Origin of the sequence: Salinimonas profundi (assembly GCF_014750655.1) — a bacterium.
Taxonomy (GTDB): Bacteria; Pseudomonadota; Gammaproteobacteria; order Enterobacterales; family Alteromonadaceae; genus Alteromonas; species Alteromonas profundi_A.
The window spans coordinates 92,129-112,585 of sequence record NZ_JABBXD010000006.1; the positions used below are offsets into that span (position 1 = coordinate 92,129).

The 20,457-nt window shown below is 49.4% G+C and carries 16 protein-coding genes; 8 read left to right on the forward strand and 8 right to left on the reverse strand.

All coding sequences use genetic code 11. The features are described from left to right. Positions 1 to 32: 32 nt before the first annotated feature. Positions 33 to 1,091 (reverse strand): sugar phosphate isomerase/epimerase family protein, encoded by a 1,059-nt coding sequence (locus tag HHX48_RS11620; protein ID WP_191025279.1) that lies wholly within the window; start codon positions 1,089 to 1,091, stop codon positions 33 to 35. A 15-nt stretch (positions 1,092 to 1,106) separates the two neighbouring features. Beyond that, complete coding sequence (locus HHX48_RS11625; protein WP_191025539.1) at positions 1,107 to 2,261, reverse strand: Gfo/Idh/MocA family protein; 1,155 nt, start codon at positions 2,259 to 2,261, stop codon at positions 1,107 to 1,109. Positions 2,262 to 2,524: 263 nt separating this feature from the next. On the opposite strand from HHX48_RS11625, the gene HHX48_RS11630 reads away from it, so the two are divergent. From HHX48_RS11630 to HHX48_RS11640, 3 genes are all read left to right on the forward strand, one after another. Next, the gene (locus tag HHX48_RS11630; RefSeq protein WP_191025281.1) at positions 2,525 to 3,538 is read left to right on the forward strand and encodes a LacI family DNA-binding transcriptional regulator; all 1,014 of its coding nucleotides are present in this window, start codon (positions 2,525 to 2,527) and stop codon (positions 3,536 to 3,538) included. Positions 3,539 to 3,556: 18 nt separating this feature from the next. Continuing rightward, a complete protein-coding gene (locus HHX48_RS11635) occupies positions 3,557 to 4,417 on the forward strand; it encodes a sugar phosphate isomerase/epimerase family protein (protein ID WP_191025283.1) in 861 nt (286 codons plus the stop codon). A 91-nt stretch (positions 4,418 to 4,508) separates the two neighbouring features. Then, the gene (locus HHX48_RS11640; protein ID WP_191025285.1) at positions 4,509 to 4,832 is read left to right on the forward strand and encodes a DUF3392 family protein; all 324 of its coding nucleotides are present in this window, start codon (positions 4,509 to 4,511) and stop codon (positions 4,830 to 4,832) included. Positions 4,833 to 4,891: 59 nt separating this feature from the next. Here the strand turns inward: HHX48_RS11640 and acnA are convergent, their stop codons facing one another. The 3 genes from acnA to HHX48_RS11655 form a co-directional block, all read right to left on the reverse strand. Beyond that, positions 4,892 to 7,612: an aconitate hydratase AcnA gene (acnA, locus tag HHX48_RS11645; RefSeq protein ID WP_191025286.1), complete on the reverse strand. Its 2,721-nt coding sequence runs from the start codon at positions 7,610 to 7,612 to the stop codon at positions 4,892 to 4,894. 225 nt (positions 7,613 to 7,837) lie between these two features. Continuing rightward, complete coding sequence (locus HHX48_RS11650; protein ID WP_191025288.1) at positions 7,838 to 10,252, reverse strand: carbohydrate binding family 9 domain-containing protein; 2,415 nt, start codon at positions 10,250 to 10,252, stop codon at positions 7,838 to 7,840. A gap of 162 nt (positions 10,253 to 10,414) precedes the next feature. Continuing rightward, complete coding sequence (locus HHX48_RS11655) at positions 10,415 to 12,688, reverse strand: TonB-dependent receptor (RefSeq protein WP_191025290.1); 2,274 nt, start codon at positions 12,686 to 12,688, stop codon at positions 10,415 to 10,417. Between the two features lie 191 nt (positions 12,689 to 12,879). Here HHX48_RS11655 and HHX48_RS11660 point away from each other — a divergent pair, with 191 nt between their 5' ends. Further along, positions 12,880 to 13,563, forward strand: a complete 684-nt coding sequence (locus HHX48_RS11660; RefSeq protein WP_191025292.1) for a haloacid dehalogenase type II — start codon at positions 12,880 to 12,882, stop codon at positions 13,561 to 13,563. A gap of 20 nt (positions 13,564 to 13,583) precedes the next feature. Here the strand turns inward: HHX48_RS11660 and HHX48_RS11665 are convergent, their stop codons facing one another. After that, positions 13,584 to 14,672: a Gfo/Idh/MocA family protein gene (locus tag HHX48_RS11665; protein ID WP_191025294.1), complete on the reverse strand. Its 1,089-nt coding sequence runs from the start codon at positions 14,670 to 14,672 to the stop codon at positions 13,584 to 13,586. Positions 14,673 to 14,914: 242 nt separating this feature from the next. Between HHX48_RS11665 and HHX48_RS11670 the strand changes: the two genes are divergently transcribed. The 3 genes from HHX48_RS11670 to HHX48_RS11680 all read left to right on the forward strand — a co-directional run bounded on the left by HHX48_RS11670 (position 14,915) and on the right by HHX48_RS11680 (position 18,280). Further along, the gene (locus HHX48_RS11670; RefSeq protein WP_191025295.1) at positions 14,915 to 16,534 is read left to right on the forward strand and encodes a methyl-accepting chemotaxis protein; all 1,620 of its coding nucleotides are present in this window, start codon (positions 14,915 to 14,917) and stop codon (positions 16,532 to 16,534) included. A gap of 217 nt (positions 16,535 to 16,751) precedes the next feature. Continuing rightward, complete coding sequence (locus tag HHX48_RS11675) at positions 16,752 to 17,873, forward strand: porin family protein (protein ID WP_191025297.1); 1,122 nt, start codon at positions 16,752 to 16,754, stop codon at positions 17,871 to 17,873. A gap of 17 nt (positions 17,874 to 17,890) precedes the next feature. Continuing rightward, the gene (locus HHX48_RS11680; protein ID WP_191025299.1) at positions 17,891 to 18,280 is read left to right on the forward strand and encodes a type 2 periplasmic-binding domain-containing protein; all 390 of its coding nucleotides are present in this window, start codon (positions 17,891 to 17,893) and stop codon (positions 18,278 to 18,280) included. A 44-nt stretch (positions 18,281 to 18,324) separates the two neighbouring features. Here HHX48_RS11680 and HHX48_RS11685 read toward each other — a convergent pair whose 3' ends face one another. Further along, positions 18,325 to 19,320 (reverse strand): aldo/keto reductase, encoded by a 996-nt coding sequence (locus tag HHX48_RS11685; RefSeq protein WP_191025301.1) that lies wholly within the window; start codon positions 19,318 to 19,320, stop codon positions 18,325 to 18,327. 143 nt (positions 19,321 to 19,463) lie between these two features. Between HHX48_RS11685 and HHX48_RS11690 the strand changes: the two genes are divergently transcribed. Further along, positions 19,464 to 19,778, forward strand: coding sequence for a DMT family transporter (locus HHX48_RS11690; protein ID WP_191025303.1), 315 nt, complete (start codon positions 19,464 to 19,466; stop codon positions 19,776 to 19,778). On the opposite strand, the gene HHX48_RS11695 is transcribed toward HHX48_RS11690, so the two are convergent. After that, positions 19,719 to 20,363: a chemoreceptor glutamine deamidase CheD gene (locus HHX48_RS11695; protein WP_191025305.1), complete on the reverse strand. Its 645-nt coding sequence runs from the start codon at positions 20,361 to 20,363 to the stop codon at positions 19,719 to 19,721. The two genes, HHX48_RS11690 and HHX48_RS11695, sit on opposite strands and share 60 nt — an antisense overlap. Between the last annotated feature and the right edge of the window lie 94 nt (positions 20,364 to 20,457).

The window sequence follows — 20,457 nt, forward strand, 5'->3', positions numbered from 1 at the left end:
CGAAGCGTATTACACCGAAATAATCGAAACGCTTATTCTGATTCCAACCCTAGAATTCTGCGATTTCTGGACTCACTGACCTCACCACCGGCAAAGTCATCAAATGCACCTGTTGCAGGCTGAATGATGTGCTGTGCAATAAATGGCGCGCCTTCAGCCGCCCCCTGGGCAGAATCTTTAAGACAACATTCCCATTCAAGTACCGCCCAGCCATCAAAACCATATTGGGTGAGTTTGCTGAAAATTTGTTTGAAGTCGACCTGACCATCGCCCAGTGAACGAAAGCGCCCCGGACGATCGACCCAGTCCTGATAGCCGCCGTAAATTCCGCTTCTGCCATTAGGTAAGAACTCAGCATCCTTCACATGAAACATTTTGATGCGATCATGGTAGCGGTCGATGAAGTCCAGATAATCAAGCTGTTGCAGTACAAAATGGCTGGGATCGTACAGAATGTTTGCGCGAGGATGGTTATCCACGGCCTGCAAGAAGCGCTCGAAGGTGGCACCATCATGCAGATCTTCGCCAGGATGTATTTCATAACAAACATCCACGCCGGCTTCTTCAAACACATCCAGAATGGGTTTCCAGCGTCTGGCCAGCTCCGCAAAGCCCTGCTCAACCAGCCCTGCCGGCCGTTGTGGCCAGGGATAAACCAGATGCCACATCAGCGCACCTGAAAATGTGGCGTGAGCCTTTAATCCTAGACGCTGACTGGCTTTCGCAGCCAGTTTCAACTGGTTTATCGCCCATTCGGTGCGCGCTTCGGGATTGCCATGAAGGTGTGATGGTGCAAAATTGTCAAACTGCTCATCGTATGCCGGATGCACCGCCACCAACTGCCCTTGCAGATGAGTAGATAATTCAGTGATTTCAACACCGTATCTGGCGCAGGTAGCCTTGGCATTGTCGCAATATTCCTGGCTTTCGGCCGCTTTTTCCAAATCAAACAGCGCCGGATCAGTCGGCACCTGTATTCCTTTATATCCCAGAGAGCCAGCCCACTGCGCCATGTTCTCTAAGGTGTCGAAAGGCGCAGTATCTGAAGCAAACTGTGCCAGAAAAATTGCCGGACCTTTTATCGCTGCCATGATTGCGTCTCCTGATTAATCGTTATTGTCGGCAATTGAGTGCCATTTCTGTTCGCTGCCACTGCTGTCGAGCATTGCTTTGATGAAAGCCATACCCCGAATGCCAGAGTGAAGACCGGGTACCTTATCCGCGGTACCGGTTTGCCCGCTTCGTACTGCTGAGGCAAATGCGCTGTAGAGATTGGCCATCGCCTCAAGGTAGCCTTCCGGATGGCCCGCAGGCACTCGCAGCTGTGAAAGCGCGTCGTCACAGACACCGGGCTGCCCGGCGCGAAATACCTGATAAGGAGCATCTACGGGTCGGTAAATAACCGAATTAGGTTCCATTTGTCGCCACTCAAGGCCACCTTTGTCACCATAAACTTTGATTTTAAGTGGGTTTTCCTCACCGGCGCACACCTGACTGGCGATAAGAACGCCGGACACACCATGCTCAGTTTTAATCAGTGCAGCGCCATCATCGTCCAAACGCCGGCCTTCAACATGTGTATTAAGCTCACCACATAACTGTGTGATTTTGTCACCCAAGATAAATTCAGCGAGGCTGAACGCGTGAGTCCCGATATCACCCATGCAGCCGCTGGCACCGGATAGTGCCGGATCAGTGCGCCACGACGCTTGTTTGTTATGACTTTCTTCTTCCTGGGAAAGCCAGCCTTGAGGATATTCCACATACACTTTGCGCAATGTGCCAAGCATCCCGCTTTTCACCATGTGGCGAGCCTGCCAAACCATCGGATAGCCCTGATAGGTATGTGCCAGCCCATACAACACAGGCGCGTTTGTTATCGCATCAGCGAGTACTTTGGTTTCTTCAAAGGACGTCGCTGCAGGTTTTTCACAAAACACGTGGAAGCCTGCCTTTGCCGCGGCGACAGAAACTGGAACGTGCAGATGATTCGGCGTGACAATACTCACCACCTGCATTCTTTCCTCTTCGGGCAACGCCGCTTCTTGTTCGAGCATGGTTTCCCATGAGTCGTAAACGCGGTCAGCCGGAAGATCAAGGCTGTCACCAGTACGAGCGTTATTGTCCGAATCGCGGGAAAACGCACCACATACCAGCTCATAATGTCCATCAAGACCAGCCGCATGGCGATGCACCGCACCAATAAATGCTCCCTCTCCGCCACCGATCATGCCCAGTCGAATCTTTTTCTGTCGAGTCATCATTTTTCTCCTGTGACGTATTATGTTAGCAGCTTGTTACTATACTGAAAATGTAACGGATTACATTTTACAATGTCAAATAGAATTCATCGCATTTGGTTAAATTTTAACTAGCAGTTAAACATTAGTCTGAGTTTATATAGCAAGCAACTTGCAAAATCAGAGGTTAATCGATTAAGTTTTAATACAAAATTTAAACATCTTGCAAGGTGTTATGTTAACGGTTACATTTTGCTACATATGGGCAAAGGAAAGTCAGTTTCATGGCGACAATCAGACAAGTGGCAGATATCGCCGGCGTATCAGTAGCGACCGTCTCAAGGACGTTACAGCAACCTGAGCGGGTCTCCCCTAAGACCCGTGCTCGCGTGACCAGCGCTATTGAGCAAACCGGCTATAAGCCAAACTTAATGGCGGTAAAATTCCGGTCGGGTAAAACACACAGTCTGGTGGTATTAGTACCTACCATCGCTAATTTATTTTTCGCGCGAGTTATCAATGGTATGCAGGAAGCCGCTGCTGAACGTGGTTATTCGCTGCTGTTGGGAAATACCCAGGGCAACCCGGAACTTGAGGCTGAGTATGTGAAACTGGTACAAACGTCACAGGCCGATGGCGTGATTCAACTTAGGGCCCACAACCCTTTTGCCTCGATGAACGCTGATGCCGGCGCTCTTTTGCCGATGGTAAACGCCTGTGAGGTACTTGAGTCGACAGCATTTCCTACAGTAACGCTGGATAATCAGCGCGCAGCAAAAAGCATGACGGAGTATTTGCTTAGCTTAGGTCATACCCGAATCGGTTTAATCAAAGGCCCCAACTCCAGCCCGCTTACCCAAGAGCGACTGCGCGGTTATCAGCAGGCTCTCGCCAGCGCCAATATTCCGTTTGATGACGCATTACTGTTTGATGGTGACTTTACGCTTCAGTCAGGCTTTGATGCAGCAAAAAAAATGTTAACGCAGCCGGATCGCCCCACTGCCTTGTTTTGTGAAAATGATGAAACGGCTATTGGTGCCATGCAGGCCCTTAAACAGGCAGGGCTTCGAATTCCCGATGATGTTTCAGTCGCAGGATTTGATGATATCGCTTTTTCCGGCTACGCCGATCCACCATTAACCACGATTGCTCAACCTGCCGAAGAATTCGGTCATACTGCGGTATCGCTGCTGGTTGACGTATTAAATGGCAAAATCAAAAAAGCCCCTCGGGTCATCATGCCTCACGAGCTTGTTGTCAGAGACAGTACCGGCCCGGCACCCACCACTTGCATCTAATAGATCAGGAGACTTGTTATGCATGACTTACCTCAACCCTTTACCCGTCGACAGTTTCTCAAGGCAGGATCGGCTGCCGCTGCACTTTGCGCGCTGCCGTTATCTTTTTCACTGGCTGCTGAAACTGCAAGTCGTCGCGCCGGGTTGCAGCTTTATACTCTTCGTGACTGGATGCAGGTAAGTGTCCCCGGGACCCTGAAATTGGTGGCGGGTGTAGGCTACAAAGAGCTTGAATTTGCAGGTTACTTTGATCAGTCGCCAAAGCAAATTCGTAAATTGCTGGACGACGAGGGGCTTAGCGCGCCCTCTGCTCACGTTCCCCTGACGACCTTTCAGGAAAGTGTCAATAAGGTTATCGATACCGCACAGGCTATTGGTCATAAGTATGTTGTTGTCCCGTATCTTACGCCCGAGCAACGCGGCAGTTCTATTGATGTCTACAAAAAGCTGGCTGATGATATGCAGCGCTGGGGCGAAGCCTGCAAACGCGCGGACATCACGCTGGCTTATCATAATCATGATTTTGAATTCCAGCGCGTTGATGGCGAGCTGCCATACGATATTTTACTCAATAATACTGACCCGAAAGCCGTCTCGTTTGAGTTGGATCTCTACTGGACGGTGAAAGCAGGTGTCGATCCTGTTCAACTATTCAATCAGCATCCGGGCAGGTTTAAGCTTTTCCACGTTAAAGACATGGATAAAAAAGGCGAATTTGCCGATGTCGGCACCGGTACCATCGACTTTGGCGCAATTTTCAAACATGCCGATAAAGCCGGACTGGCGCATCAGTTTGTAGAAAGAGATCAAACACAGGATAAGCTGGCAACAATTCAACAAGGCTACAAAGCCCTCACTCAGATTTTGCGACAAAGATAACCGCCAGGCCGGTTTTTTTGCTGACTATATGAGCGTATGCCATTACACTGAGCCAGATTGATCACACCTGCACGAATTCGGAGTACGCGCTATGGTGGAATTACTGGCTTCGCTAACCCGGGCGTTGGCGCCGTATTTCTCAGAAATGAGTCTGATGCTCGTAGCCACATTACTGGTGGTTTTCGGGGATTTAATAAACGGCTATGTTAAACACATTCTTAGTCCCTGCCACTTTATTCTCAGAGTCAGTTTGTTTGTATTGCTTTGTGCGTTTGGCTACGGCGCGCTGACACTTTATGGCGCCCCACTGGTATTGCATATCGTCAGATTTTTTCCCGGCTATTTGCAGGGCCTGATTTTTGTCAGTGCTTTTCTTGCAATTGGGGTATTTGCCGAACGCCGCCGGTATATTTGAATAATTCTTCACGTATAAAAAAAGCTCCCGTAGGAGCTTTTTTTGACAGATGCTAAGCGTTATTTACCTTTTTTCAGGTAGTCACGAATCACATAATGCAAAATACCGCCGTTCTCGAAGTAAGTAAATTCATTAGCAGTGTCGATACGCACATCAGCCATGAATTCAGTCGCTTCACCAGAGTCGCTCATCATTGTCACCTGAACCTCTTTGCTATCTCGGGATACTTCTGAGATTGAGAAGGTTTCATCACCGCGAATTCCGATGGAGCTGGCACTATCCCCTTCTTTAAACTGCAATGGCAGGATCCCCATACCAATCAGATTTGAACGGTGAATACGTTCGTAGCTTTCGGCAATAACAGCTTTTACGCCCAGCAGAGCCGGTCCTTTGGCTGCCCAGTCACGACTGGAACCTGTACCATATTCCTTACCACCAATAACAATCGCGGGAACGTTTTGCTCACGGTATTTCATTGCAGCGTCGAAAATAGACGTTTCTTCACCACTGGGATAATGGGTAGTTGCACTACCGGTTGTACCTGGTGCCAGCTGGTTTTTCAGCCTGACATTGGCAAAGGTACCACGCATCATCACCTCGTGATTCCCCCGACGCGAACCATAAGAGTTAAAGTCTTTAGGCTCAACACCGTTTTCCTGCAGATACTTACCTGCCGGGCTGTCAGGCGCAATGGAACCGGCTGGTGAGATGTGGTCGGTGGTAATTGAATCACCGACCTTCACCAGACATCTGGCGTCACGAATAGCGCTGAGTGCCTCTGGTTCATGTCCCATTTTCTCAAAGAACGGAGGCTGCTTAATGTAGGTTGAATCTGGCCAGTCATATACAGAGGTGGACGAGACGTCCAGATTGTTCCAGATGTCATTGCCTTTAAATACATCTGCATACTTCTGCTTGAACAACTCACCAGAAACGAATTCTTTAACCATCGACTGGATTTCTTTGTTATCCGGCCAGATGTCTTTAAGATAAACAGGCTTACCGTCTTTACTTTTTCCAATCGGCTCTTTGGTAATATCAATTTTCATATTACCAGCCAATGCATACGCTACTACCAGCGGCGGAGATGCCAGGTAGTTAGCCGCGACATCCGGGTGGATACGGCCTTCAAAGTTACGGTTGCCTGATAGTACTGAGGTAACGGTCAGCTTCGCTTCACGTACCGCTTTGCCGATTTCTTCAGGCAACGGGCCTGAGTTACCAATACATGTAGTACAACCATAACCCACAAGGTTAAAGCCCAGTTTTTTCAATGGCTCCATCAGACCGGCATCTTCCAGATACTGTGTCACTACCTGTGAACCAGGTGCCAGTGATGTTTTAACCCAGGGTTTGCTGACTAGGCCAAGCTCGACCGCTTTTTTAGCCACCAGACCGGCACCAATTAGCACCGACGGGTTCGAAGTATTGGTACAGCTGGTAATTGCAGCAATTACAATTGCGCCATCTTTCAAATTAAACTTGCTGCCCTTGAAGTCAACGTAAGAATCATGCTCTTCGTCAACCTCAGACATATCACCGCCTTCGGATACGAACTTCGCATCTTCCTCATCAACCACTTCCACATCAATTTGCTGGTTATGCCATTCGGTGAAGGCTTTGGCAGCATTATCCAGCGGGATGCGATCCTGAGGACGCTTAGGTCCTGCCAGCGATGGCACAACTTCACTTAAATCCAGCTCTAGCGTCTCATGGTACTGCGCGTCCTTGGTGTGATCATCGTGCCACAATGACGCGCTTTTCGCGTACTGCTCGACGAGTTCGATTTGCTGCTTATCACGGCCAGTCAGTTCCAGATATTCAAGTGCTACCTTATCAATCGGGAAAATACCGCATGTTGCACCATACTCAGGAGCCATATTGGAGATAGTGGCGCGGTCTGCTGTAGTCAGATGCTTAAGGCCTGGTCCGAAAAACTCTACAAACTTACCAACCACACCGTGGTTACGCAGCTGCTCGGTAATGGTCAATACCATATCGGTCGCAGTCACGCCGGCAGGTAGCTCGCCTGTTAAGCGGAATCCTACTACCCGGGGCGCCAGCATAGTTACCGGCTGACCCAGCATCGCTGCCTCTGCCTCGATGCCGCCTACACCCCAGCCCAGAATACCCAGACCATTGATCATGGTGGTGTGAGAGTCAGTGCCTACCAGGGTATCCGGATAGACCATCGTCTCACCATCCTGTTCTTTGGTAAACGCGCAGCGTGCCAGATACTCAAGGTTGACCTGATGCACAATACCGCGACCCGGCGGTACGACTTTAAAGTTATCAAAGGAGCTTTGACCCCACTTTAAGAACTGATAGCGCTCTTTGTTGCGCTCAATTTCTACATCGGTATTCTTCTCGTAGGAATCTTCTTCACCGAAATAATCCACCATGACCGAGTGGTCAATAACCAGCTCTACGGGATTTAACGGATTAATGGCCTGCGCATCGCCACCAAGCGTATTCACGGCATCACGCATGGCAGCCAAATCTACGATGGCCGGCACACCGGTGAAGTCCTGTAGAATGACCCGGGCAGGCACAAATGAAATTTCGTGCTGACTCTCATCCTGGGTGTCCCACTTAGCGATTCTTTCGATATCCTCACTGTCAACAAAGTCTTCGCCCTCGTGGCGAATTAAGTTTTCCAGCAAAATTTTGATACAAAAAGGCAGGCGGGATAAATCATACTGCTCGCTGATTTTGTCAAAGCTAATCGACTTGTACGACTTATCGTTGACGTTAACCTGTGCAAATGATTGATATTTCACGCGTTCACCATCCTATAGTTGCTGTCCGTCATGCGGGGTGCGATATACCCGGAACAGACAATTTGCGGTTGATTGTAGTGCCTTGATACGCGAAAAAGCCGACAAAAAGTTCATCACTCAAGAGAATCTTGAAGCAGAAAAAGGCAGGTAACGATGTGAAAGCGCAGAAAGACTCACCGCGGTATTAACGTGATGAGCCTGTCTCTTGGTATAAAGGTAACGTCTTTAGCGAAGCCACGCGTAGCTGAATTTCATAAATACAGACCGCTCCTGTTCGCGTAAGGATGGAAGCTGGCCCTGCTCCACCGCACCGGAGGCGATTCCTACAAAGAACTTGGTCAGTGGATTGAGCTTATACGAATACAATAATTGTCCGCTAAGACTGCGGCTTCGGCTATCCACATCAAATGTGTAATTACCCTGATTTCTATGTACATTTGAATAGGCCATTATGAGCCTGACGTATTGTCGTGCATTGAACTGATAGGTCATCCGAACATCTGTCAGACGCGCAGTAAAAAGCGGCTCGCCCTCTACATCCAGATCACTATAGGTGTGACGAAGTCGAACCTGCGTGTGACGACCAATATTCGTGTCCAGTTGCGACTCGGTATACACCTGCTCACCCAGACGATTGTTGGCAAAGTCGACCTGATCGCCTGCCCGGGCAAATGTACTGATAAACAAATACGGGCTCGGACGACTCTCGACATACATGCTGTACGACTTTTCGGCAAACATGTCAGTATTGCCTTCCACATTCAAAACGGCAGGATCAAAACGAAGCCCGACCCGGTCACGTTGCAAGTGACCAATTTCAAAAAAGGACTGCATAGTGCCACGAATACTGGCGTAGACTTCAACTTCCCGCTCCAGCAATTCTCCTGCATCATTGTGCGTTATATCCCAGTCACCGTTGACGCGGATGCGGTTCCACCAGCCGGTATCGTTCCACCACATGTAGCCACCGCCCAGCAGTGAGCGGTGAAAGTCGACTTTGGTTTCAAAACCCAGATCTGCGCGAAAATCGTCATCATTTGCATAATGGTCGGCTCGAAAATACCAGTCTTCCTGCTCATGCAGATAATTAACGCGCCAGGATTGTCCGCCAAAGTTATCCGGATGCCGGGTACGCAGAACCGTTTCGTTGCTGTCTTCACTGTTTATACACGCATTGCCGCAAAAGTCCTGATACAACGTAAACGGATACTGGGTATCGGAGTACACCCACTGCGCCTGTAAAGTGTCCTGACCGGTCAGCCGGTATTTCATATCCACGCCGCTGACATAGTTATGATAGTCGTCAGCATCCCGCAGCGTTGAGACAAAGCCGACTGAAAAATCCGGACTGTAATCATAGCGATAACGTAGCGCCGCATTGATCGAGTCGCTATCCAGAGTCGCCACGCTGGAGCTTAAATTCCCCGGCACAATAAAACGGGTAGAGGTATCATCAGCCAGAAACAGCCCGAAGGTATGAGCATCCACCTGCCCGGTGACTTTTGCGCCATAATCCGGCGCATTGATATTGCGGGTGTAGACCAGCGTCTGGTTGGTAGAAAAGTAGCCGGCGTTTTCTACAAAGAAAGGTCGCCGCTCATCGTAATACAAAGAAAATGTATTGTTGATGCTGACCTGTGCCACATCCGATTCAACCTGGGAAAAGTCCGGATTCAGCGTCGCCTGCAATGATACCTGCGGGGTAATCCCCCACTTTACATCCAGTCCGGCTTCGGTGGTGGTGTCATCCTGCCAGGGCGTATTCGCATTCACATCCCGCTGTTCGCTTTGGCCCAGTACCAGAGTAGGTACCAACGCCAGATTATTGCCCTGTGAAGCCTTATCAAATCCTGCTACATCGCCCATCTGGCAAAGCGTACAAGCGTTGTCACGATCAAAGGGTAAGTTAGACAGACGCAGGCGGTCTTCGCGCGGATAAAATCGCACAAACTCAGCGCCCCAGACCTTCTTGTCTTTCGCTTCATTAAAGTTCATCACCCGCAGAGGAATAGCGACTTCAACCACATAGCCTGACTCGGTAATCCGACCGGAGGACTGCCAGATTGCATTCCAGCTGTCAGTTTCAGAGCCGGTCATCTCGTTTTCGATGGCATCGGCCTGCACACCAAAAGGATTGATGAAAAACTGATAGGCCAGACGCTCATTGTTAAAGGTGTCGAGCTTGATACCCACCAGGTCGTTGCTCCAGATCTGGTCGCGGTCGCGATAAAACGCGCTGATTGCCGAAGGGTCAGGGTCCTCAGCAATGAAAGCGGCATATAAGGTTTCGCCGTCCTCAAAGATATACACGGTGGTTTTAACCGGTGAAGCGGTGTTATTAAACGGCTGGGTAACAAAATCTAATGTCACTTTGGTGGCATCTTGCCATTGCGGCTCGTCCAGCGTCGCATCAACATTTACAGACCCTGTTAAATTGGGGATAAACAGCTCGCTGTCAGTGGAAGTAGCAAAAGGCACAGTTTGTGGCTTTTGCGGCTGGTCGGTATTCATATTGTCCTGCGCGGCCTGAGTATCAGGCTCTGCATCGTCGGCAGGTGTGGTCGAGGCACTTACCCAAAACGACCAGGAAAGCAGCAACGTAAAAAGCCCGGACCGGGCTGTATTAGCAAAAGTGTGCATCGTTATTTTCTTGTTATTTTTTTATTAATTATGCCAGAAACTGCGGTTAACTCTGAGTCTACACGATGAGTGCCCCTGATAGTGCGATAAGGCCTGTTTTGCGCCATTTGACAGCACAAAAAAAGGGAGCCATTGCTCCCTTTTTTTATCAGCCAGCTTTACTTAGTAAAGGTCAAAGCTTTTGGTGTAACGAAGGCCAAACTCACTGCGATCGTTACTTCTGACGATACCCACATAACCATTTTGTGCCAGACGGCCCTGGTCATACACTTCGTTGAAGACGTTTTTGCCGTACAGGCTCAGTGACCAGTCACCGGCAGCAGGCTCGTAGCTTACGTTGAAGCCAACCAGTTCGCGTGCATCGATGGTTTCATACGGGTTATAAACCGATTGTCCCTGCATTTCATCACGGAACGAGAAGTCAACGCTGGCGGTAACCAAAGCACCATCGTTCATCTCGTGATAGTAGGTCGGTGCAATCATTACTGTCCACTTTGGAGACAGAGCCGGTGCATCGCCTTCACCAATACCAATAACGCCTTCATCAAGGCTGGTAATTTCGGCATCCAGGAAGCCCACGGTAGAGCGGACAACGAAATTGTCTGTAACATCAGCCGTTAGTTCAAGCTCGACACCCTTAGAACGAGACTCACCCGCATTCTCTACGATAGTTACAAAACCACCACCCGCCTGAGGGTCAGAGAATGGCAGAGCCAGATCCGTATAATCGGTCAGGAAGAACGCTGACATAAAGGTGACACGGTCACCGATTGCACCTTTAAAACCGACTTCATAGTTAATGGCCGTGGTTTCGTCAAACGATACGAATTGCGCTGCACCACCGAATGGCCGGGGCGGGAAGCCACCAGTTTGATAGCCTTTTTGTACAGCAAGATACATGTTCAGGTCATCAGTTAGTGTGTAGCCAGCGTTAAGATCCCAGGTCACTTCACTAAAATCCGCTTCACGATAGGCACGCTCTCCAAAAGACGGGAACAGTGCATCGGCTTCTTTTTCATCGCTGGAGTAGCGCAGACCACCACCAACATTGAGCTTATCCGTCAGGCTGTAAGACACGTTGGTATAAGCAGCATATGCGGTAGTTTTCTGGTTAATATCGAAGTAACCGTATCCACCACAAAAGCCACACACCTCAGTCACCGGTGTACCGTCGTTCAGACGACCGTTAGGCACGTTAAACGGGCTGAATGTCCACGGACCTGACGCAGTGGTGCCTTCTTCAGTGAAGTAATACAGGCCAGATACAAAATCGAATTGCTCAAACGCACCGTTAAGCTGCAGTTCCAGTGAGGTCTGGTCAGCATCACCCGTCTCAGGGAACTCAGAAAGATTCAGCGGTGATGCGTCATCATCCAGACCACCTTCATAATCTGAAGCGCGCTTACTGGCGATAAATTTCACATCCAGGTTATCCGTTGCACGCCATTCTGCAGTCAGTGCTGCGCCCCAACCTGAGTACGCTGTAGACTCAATACCGGCAACCGTTGTGCCTAAATCATCAGGGTCATTAGGGATGAGCGACGGGTCAAGCAGATAGAACTCGCCATCATCGATAGAAAATTCAGTTGGGCCGCCAGGAATGAATTCGATGGTATACGGTGACTGGCCCGCTTCGTTTTCAACAAAGTCGGCAGAGACTGTCACGGAAAAATCGTTGCTGAAAATATACTTTGCTGCCAGACGACCGCTGTATTCGTTCTCTTCACCAATTTCACGCTCTGGATCTTCCAGGTTTACTGCTGTACCTACACCGTCACGTTGTTTGAAAGACGCAGTGCCAGACATGCTGAACGCATCAGTGATATCTTTGTTTACATACAGGTCGGTAGCCAGACGTCCACGCGTCCCCACTTTCGCAGCAACCGTAGCAAGATCCTGAGAACCAGGCGCTTTGGTGATGATATTTACCGCACCACCCAGCGTGTTACGGCCATACAGTGTGCCCTGAGGCCCACGCAACACTTCAACACGCTGAATGTTAGGCAGCGACATGTTGGCTCCCATCTGACGGCCAAGATATACGCCGTCCAGATAAACGCCAACGCCCGGATCAGTGGTGATAATGTGATCCTGCAGTCCGATACCGCGAATAAATACCGCAGCATGACCGCTGTTACCTGCGCCGTAACGGCTGATATTCAGGTTAGGAACGTATTTACCAACATCATCCAGATTAGTGACATTGGTATCGTCAATTAATCCTTCGCCAATAGATGATACGGCTGTAGGCGTTTCATAAATGCTTTCAGTACGCTTACGCGCAGTGACCATGATTTTCTCAACGTCATCATCGTTGGCCTGCTCGGCATCCTGAGCATAAGAGACAGAAGGTATCATGGCAGCCGTGACAGCAAGGGTCACAGCAGATAAACGCGCAGGGTGAAAAGTTCGCATCATAAGCGAATAAATTGACATGCTATTCTCCGTCTGGGTGAGTGCTTTTTATTTACTTTGTATAGGGCATATACAGATGTGCGCTCGGCACGCAGATCGGGCGGCGAGTATACATGAATATTTATATTTATGAAGAATTATTGGCAGCTTTATGAAATTTATCTTATTAATCGGCCAGCTCGTCGTTCTACTATCAATAAACAGGAGTACGTATGGCATCGCTTTCACACCGCCCCACCACATTATTTTTTGATGTAAATGAAACGCTTCTGGACCTGGAGCCACTGAAATCCGCTATCGCTGACGCACTGGATGGGAACCGCGATCTTGTACCGGTATGGTTTTCACAACTCCTGCATCATTCTCTGGTAGACAGCGCCACCGGGCAATACCACGACTTTGGCGAGATTGGCGCTGCGGCACTGGTGATGGTCGCGCATAGTAACGGAAAAACACTGACCATGGCGCAGGCGCGCGATGTGCTCAGCGGGCCCATGTCCCGGATGCCCGCCCATGATGATGTCACAGAGGGGCTTGAACGATTAAAAAAGGCGGGATACACATTGGTCGCATTTTCCAACTCAGCCGAAGCCGGGCTACACAAGCAATTACGTCAGGCTGGGATAATCAGTCTGTTCGACACCGTGTTAAGTGTCTCTACCCTCAAGCGGTACAAGCCTCATCCTGAAATCTATCAATGGGCTGTAGAGACCATGGGCACAGATACGCATGTAAGTATGATGGTGGCTGCCCATGGCTGGGATGTCAGTGGTGCCAAGGCGGCCGGCATGCAAACCGCCTTTATCGACAGACCGGGCAAGATGCCCTATCCGTTAGGCCTGCCCCACGATTTACAGGTGGCCGACATAAACGCTCTTGCCGATGTGCTGGAATAAACCGGTTATTGCAGGTCAAGTTAGCCAATACTGACTGACTTGCCTGTATCTGCCGCTTTAAAAATAGCGTTAACCACTTTAATGTCGGCTAAACCTTCTGCTCCTGTGACCAGCGCAGGCCCGGTACCTAAAATTGCCTGTGCGTCGTTATCCATCTGCAGCGTTTGCTGCATTTTGTCGATTGAAGCCAAACGCTTGCCATCGCTGGTTTTACCGGTTACCCCGGAATAGCGCTGCATAGGCTTAAGCTCATACCAGCCGTTCTCACACTGGGTTTTAAGATGATTGAATCCTTTCACCACACTGGTGCCGCAGTCTGCGGTGACACCCTCACCAAAGTCCATGGTGAAAAAGGTGGTTTCATCCACTTCCTTAAAGATATCGGGATGTGACTTTTCATGCCGACCGGTCACTGACAGCGGCTCTTTGCCCGTCATGTAGCGCGCACCATTTATGGCATACACACCCATATCATAAAGCGCGCCGCCGCCCATCTCTTTTTGCATGCGCCAGTCATCGGCTGGTCGTCCATTGCCTGCATAACCGGCAAAGCTGCTCAATCCGGTGATAGCACCATACGGTCGGCTATCGCGATAATCACCAAATGTACGTGTGTTCGGTTCATGCTGCATCCGGTAACCAATAGCCAGCTTAACGCCGTTTTTATTACAGGCATCGATGATTTCCTGACATTCTTTTTCATCCATGGCCATAGGTTTTTCACACCAGACATGTTTGCCGGTGTTAGCCGCCTGCACGGAAAAGCGCTTGTGAGTACCGGTGGGCGTTACGACGTAAATGATATCAATGTCATCGTTATCGGCAATCTTATCCATTGAGTCATAGGAATAAATATTCGCGTCTTTGATGCCATATTTTTTCTGCCAGCGAGGAATTTTCTGCGGACTGCCCGTGATTATCCCGCGCAACTCACAGTATCGGGTATCCTGAAGAGCGGGCGCTAACAAGTTAGTGCTGTAATTACCAAGTCCAAGCAGCGCCACCCCCAGCTTTTTTTTCGGGGCAGGCAGTGACCAGGCCGGGGCGGCGGCGACAAGAAGACCGCTGGCGGTTAGCTTAATAAACTGACGTCGATCAAGTGTAGTCATGGGCATCTCTTCGTTTTTCAAACGCGCAGATCGTTGTTTACGCCTACTGTTGTTTGATTGATCATGCCTCTGATCACAAACATTTATTATCAAATTAACCTAAAGTTCCATTCCGTTTCATACGATAAAGTGAATAAGATAATAAAAAGCAGTTTCGCTTTGCACTTTGCTCATGCCTTGACTAAGACTATTAGTCCCTATGTACGCAGGTTTGCAGTATCCCGGATGTAAAGGATGTAAGAATGAAGTTCCTTCTGAATTTATCAGTAGCCAAAAAGATATTCCTGATCCCGATTATTGGCGCTGCCAGTTTTCTGATCTTTGTCGTGATCAACAGTTACATCTCTAATCAGAACGCACAGCAATTGGCTGTTGCAAAGAATGTCGACTTTCCGGCGCTGCAGCTTAGCTCATCGGCGTTGGTGTCGATGGAAAAAGTCAGAGACACGCTGGCCGGAGCAGTGACCACCGGCGATACCGAAGCGCTTTCTCAGGCACAGGATTCGGCGCAAAATACCAAGCAAAGCCTGGCTCAAATTGAGAATATCGACCCGGATTTATCGGCTGAGGTAAACGACATCCTCGCCGAGTTTGATGCGTATTATGCACAGGCCAGCAGCATCACCCGTTCCATGCTTGAGGGGACAGCTGACTTTTCTACGCTGAGCGATCAGCTGGAGCAAATGAACCAGCGCTATGACGCCGTCACCACACACCTAAACAGTTTTAAACAGCGTCGGGATGAAGCTTTTGATACGGCATTTAAAGATTACGCCGAGGCACAACAATTCCTGCTGATACTGGGTATTATTATGGGACTGGTCACCACCATTATCCTGTTTGCTACAGCATGGCCGATTGTGTCTGAGATCCGTGGCAATCTTAACCGCGTTGTCCACTCACTGCGTAATATCGCCGAAGAAAATGGCGATTTGACCGTACGCATTGAGTCTAACTCCAAAGATGAAGTGGGAGAGCTGGTAACGTATTTCAATCGCTTTATGGAGCGGTTGCAGAACCTGGTCAAGGATATTGTGGACACCACACTCCCCCTGTCTTCACTGGCGCAAAATCTGAACGCGTTGACCAGTGATACCAACCGCACGATTGAAAATCAGCAAGAGTCAGCCACAGAAGCGAAATCTGCGGTTGAACAAATGAATCAGTCTGTGTATTTGGTTGCGACCAATGCCGCGGAGGCTTCAACAGCCGCCAACGAAGCCGCCGATGCCGCCAAAGAAGGCAAGCGTGTCGTTGGCAATACGGTGAACAGTATTCAGAGCCTGGCCGATAACGTGGCCGAAACCGCTGAAGTGATTCAAAAGCTGGAAAGTGATTCAAATCAGGTGGGGGTCGTGCTTGATGTGATCAAAGGTATCGCTGAGCAGACCAACCTGCTGGCATTGAACGCGGCTATCGAGGCGGCGCGAGCGGGTGAGCAGGGCCGCGGCTTTGCCGTAGTGGCGGATGAGGTCCGCACACTGGCCTCACGCACGCAGCAATCTACTGAGGAAATTCAAAACACCATTGAACGTCTTCAGGGTGCCGCCCAATCCGCCGTTAATGTCATGAATAAAGGCAATGAGAAAGCCCGTGAAAGTGTCGATACGGCCAACCTTGCCGGTCAGAGTCTGGATTCAATTACCCAGACAATCGATCAGATAAGCCAGATGAATGCGCAAATTGCTGACTCCACCGAGTCTCAACAGGCAACCTCGCGTAATATTGTGGGCAGTGTGGATGCTATCTTCCAGCGTACTGAAGAAACCAGCCAGAACTCACATCAGCTTGCCTCAGCCAGCACACAGCTTGCTGACCTGGCCACCAAGCTGGAGTCTATCGCTAGGCAATTCAGAGTGTGATGATGTAATTTTGCTATGAAAAAGCCCTGCTAAGTCAGGGCTTTTTTGTAACTGAAATATAAGCAAACCTTTTTTTGTATCCTGTAAACCCTCATTTTGAGGTATTTTTTTTCATACCTTATTATGCTTCCGGCTATCAATATTGAACCTTTGGTGAATATATTATCTGCGTGATTCACCTACCCTATAACCTGACTCTAATCACTGTGGATGTATAATGAAATTTAAGTCTCTTTCATGCCTTCCTTTAGGCCTTGCGCTTTCTTTCAGCGCGAGCGCAGATATTCAATTCAGCGGCTTTGGAACGCTTACTGCCGGAATGTTAACGGACAGCGACACGCAGGTGCGTGATTTTACTGATACCGATCCTGATTTCAGCACCGGCTCATTTTTCGCTCTGCAGGCCTATTCAGATTTAGGTGATGGTCTCAGTGCCACAGCGCAAATCCGCGCGCAGGGTGAAGATGACTGGGACCCTGAATTTACCTGGGCATATCTGTCATATCAGGTGCAGGATAACTGGCGGGTTCAGGTTGGTCGTCAGCGTATCCCACTTTATCTGTATTCAGATTATCTTGATGTTTCTTACGCGTATCACTGGATAGCGCCACCGACTGAAGTGTATCAGTCAGTATTTGACAGCCTTGATGGTGTCGGTTCGATCCACGACTTCGCTGTTGGTGATGCGCAGGTAAACGTGCGTTTTTATTACGGTCAGGAAAATACCACCCGTGCCGATGGCGTTGAATTTGACGTTGATAACATTTTCAGTGCCGTGGCCAGCGTCAATTACGGCTGGTGGACATTCCGTTCAACCTACGTTGAATTTGAATTCTCAGCAGATCTCGGTCTGGGCCAGTTAGCTGGTGCCTGGAGACAAACGCCCTTTGCCTACATCGGCGACGATTTGCAAATCAATGAAGACGACGTAACCGGCCTGGAGTTTGGTGTTATCTATGATGATCAGGACTGGTTATTTGTTGCTGAGTACATTGCCAGCGATCTTGAGGGCACTATTGTTGGTGATCTGGACCCGTGGATGGTGTCACTGGGTAAACGCTTTGGCTCAGTTATGCCGCACATTACCTATGGACGTAACAAATCTACATCCGTTGATTTATCCGGCGTTCCCCGTGGACTGGATCCGCAGCTGGACGGCCTGATTGCAATTACTGAAGATGTGACCGAGTTTCGTCGCCGTAACTCACCCTTCGTAACTGTAGGCGCGCGCTGGGATTTTCATGATTCTGCTGCATTTAAAGCAGAATACACCCAGTCAGAACAAGCTGATGGCAGCGATGCCGGCTTATTTCAGGTAGCTCTGGTAACTGTTTTTTAAGGTAAAAAATGATGAGAATGAATACAATTAAAAAACACGCTTTGGCTATTGCAGCGCTAGTACTGGCGCTCCCGGCACAGGCAGAGATTGCGGTTATCGTCAACAATAGCGGCGCGTCTCTGAGTCAGGACGAAGTCAGCCAGGTCTTTTTAGGTAAAAATAAATCTGTGACACCGATGATGGCTGAAGGCAGTGCATCAGATGAGTTTATCGAAAAAGTGCTTTCTCGCTCCCCTAGCCAGTTTAAGGCATATTGGGCAAAACTGGCGTTTACCGGTGGTGGTCGCCCGCCCCAAACCAGCAGCGCATCTGACGTTGTCAGCAAAGTGGCTTCAGATGCAAACACCATTGGCGTGGTTGATGCCGGCGCGGTTACTGGTGACGTAAAAGTTTTATTTAAGCTGTAACACTGTCATTAAGTGGAAAGGAGCCTTCAGGCTCCTTTTTTTGTTCAGATTTCACCGCGAACGTGTGGCTTAACCTCGTCACGATAAAATGTTTCCAGCTGCTCATGCAGCGAATCAGATAGCGGATCTAATGCAGCAGCATGCACATTTTGCGACACCTGATCGGGTTTACTTGCACCGGCGATGACGCTTGTGACAGCCGGATGGTCAAGACACCAGCGCAGCGCTAACTGCACCATCGACAACGCATCAGGCTTGTAGTTGGCATTAATTTTTGAAACCAGCTCAACGCCTTTTTCCAGCGTCAGGCCACTGAAGGTTTCTCCGACATTAAACGCATCACCATCCTTGTTGAAATTCCGGTGATCGCTGTCTTCAAACGTCGAATCAGCAGAAAATTTACCAGTGAGCAAACCACTGGCCAGTGGAAGCCGGGCGATAATGCCCACCTCATTTTTCTGTGCGCTATCAAACAGCGACCTGGTGGCATCCTGTCGCAGCAGGTTAAAAATAATTTGTAACGAGGCAACATTACCGTGCTTGATGCAGAATTCTGCTTCTTCAATAGTTTCGACACTCGCTCCAAAAGACTTAATCTGCCCTTCGGCCTGGAGCTCATCTAACCGGTCAAAAATGTCACGCTTTTTGAGTACCTCAAACGGAATACAGTGCAGCTGGAGCAGATCGATGGTATCGCGCTCTAACCGGTCCTGCGATCGCAAAACAGAATCACGTAAATTGTTAAAACTGTAATTGTCAGGGTAGGTGCCCTGCCCACGCCCATACTTGGTAGCAATGACGACATCGTCGCGCTGACTAATATAGCGCCCCAGCAATCGTTCACTTTGTCCGGCGCCATATACATCCGCCGTATCGAAGAAGCGGATGCCCTCTTCCAACGCGCGCATCAATATTTTGTGCGCCGTCTCATCACTTATCTCACCAAAGTCGCCTCCCAGTTGCCAACAGCCCAGTCCTATTCTGCTAAGTTGCAAACCCGCCTTTTTCAGCTGCTGAAACTCAAGCGCATCATCCGACATTTTTTTACCTTTTGAACGATTTATCTGAAGAACTTATACGCCCGACGTAACGAATAAGATTTTGAAAGACAAGACGTCCGCCTCAGGCGTAAAGTCACCACTATAAAGAAATAGTGACTGGAATCATAAAACAGGAGACAACCATGAGTTGGGTATATCTTATTGTGGCAGGCTTGCTGGAGATAGGCTGGCCAGTCGGGCTGAAAATGGCCCAAACCCCGGGTACACGCATTACCGGCGTTATCATGGCGGTTACGTTTATCGTTGCAAGTGGTGTGTTTTTATATCTGGCGCAGCGACACATACCCATTGGAACCGCCTACGCGGTTTGGACGGGTATAGGCGCGGCAGGCACCTTTTTGGTGGGCGTACTTTTCTATCAGGATCCGGCGACACTGTTACGGGTGTCCGGCGTTTTGCTCATCGTAGGCGGCGTGATCCTGCTCAAAATGGCCTGAGTGACTATGCGTCAGAAGCAATTGCCGGCTCAAGTGATAGCGGTGCTCACTTTCTCGCGCCAAAATCGTATCATTGTTAAATCGCGTAATTTTTTTAATCAGCACCTCCCCGGTCTGGGGGAAAAAGTAGACTTTTCGCGCTATATTTCCACCGGTATCTGCGCTCACGATAGGCACTCGCTGGTGCCTGAAATACTGTGTAACGAAATCTACGGTTAGATTACCTGACGCGGGCGCGGAGCTCAGATTGAGAATGTCAGCACCACCAAAAATTTTTACGCAGAGTTGCTTCTGTACAGCACCGAGCTGTAATACCCGAGACACCAGTGTCTCCAGCGCTTGTTCTCCGTATTCCTGCCGGCTGGTTGCACATAGGGGCGTGTACATTGAAGAGGGTAACAACAAGCGATTGAGCCCCCCTACCCTGTTTACAGGATCAAATACGCAGGCGGTGACGCATCCGCCCAGGGTAGCGACAAGCACTTTGTGTTGGGAAGTAGCGGCATACTGGCCGGGTAAAAGCTTGACGGCTTCGCAGCCAAAGCGACGGTCAAAGTACGATTCCTGAAGGGGTTGATACGGCATAGGCTTCTACCCTTAACTCATGATTTATAAGTAGCCATACAGTCCCGAGTGACTGCATGGCTTTTCACTATCAGTAAATTAAGTATAGCTGCGA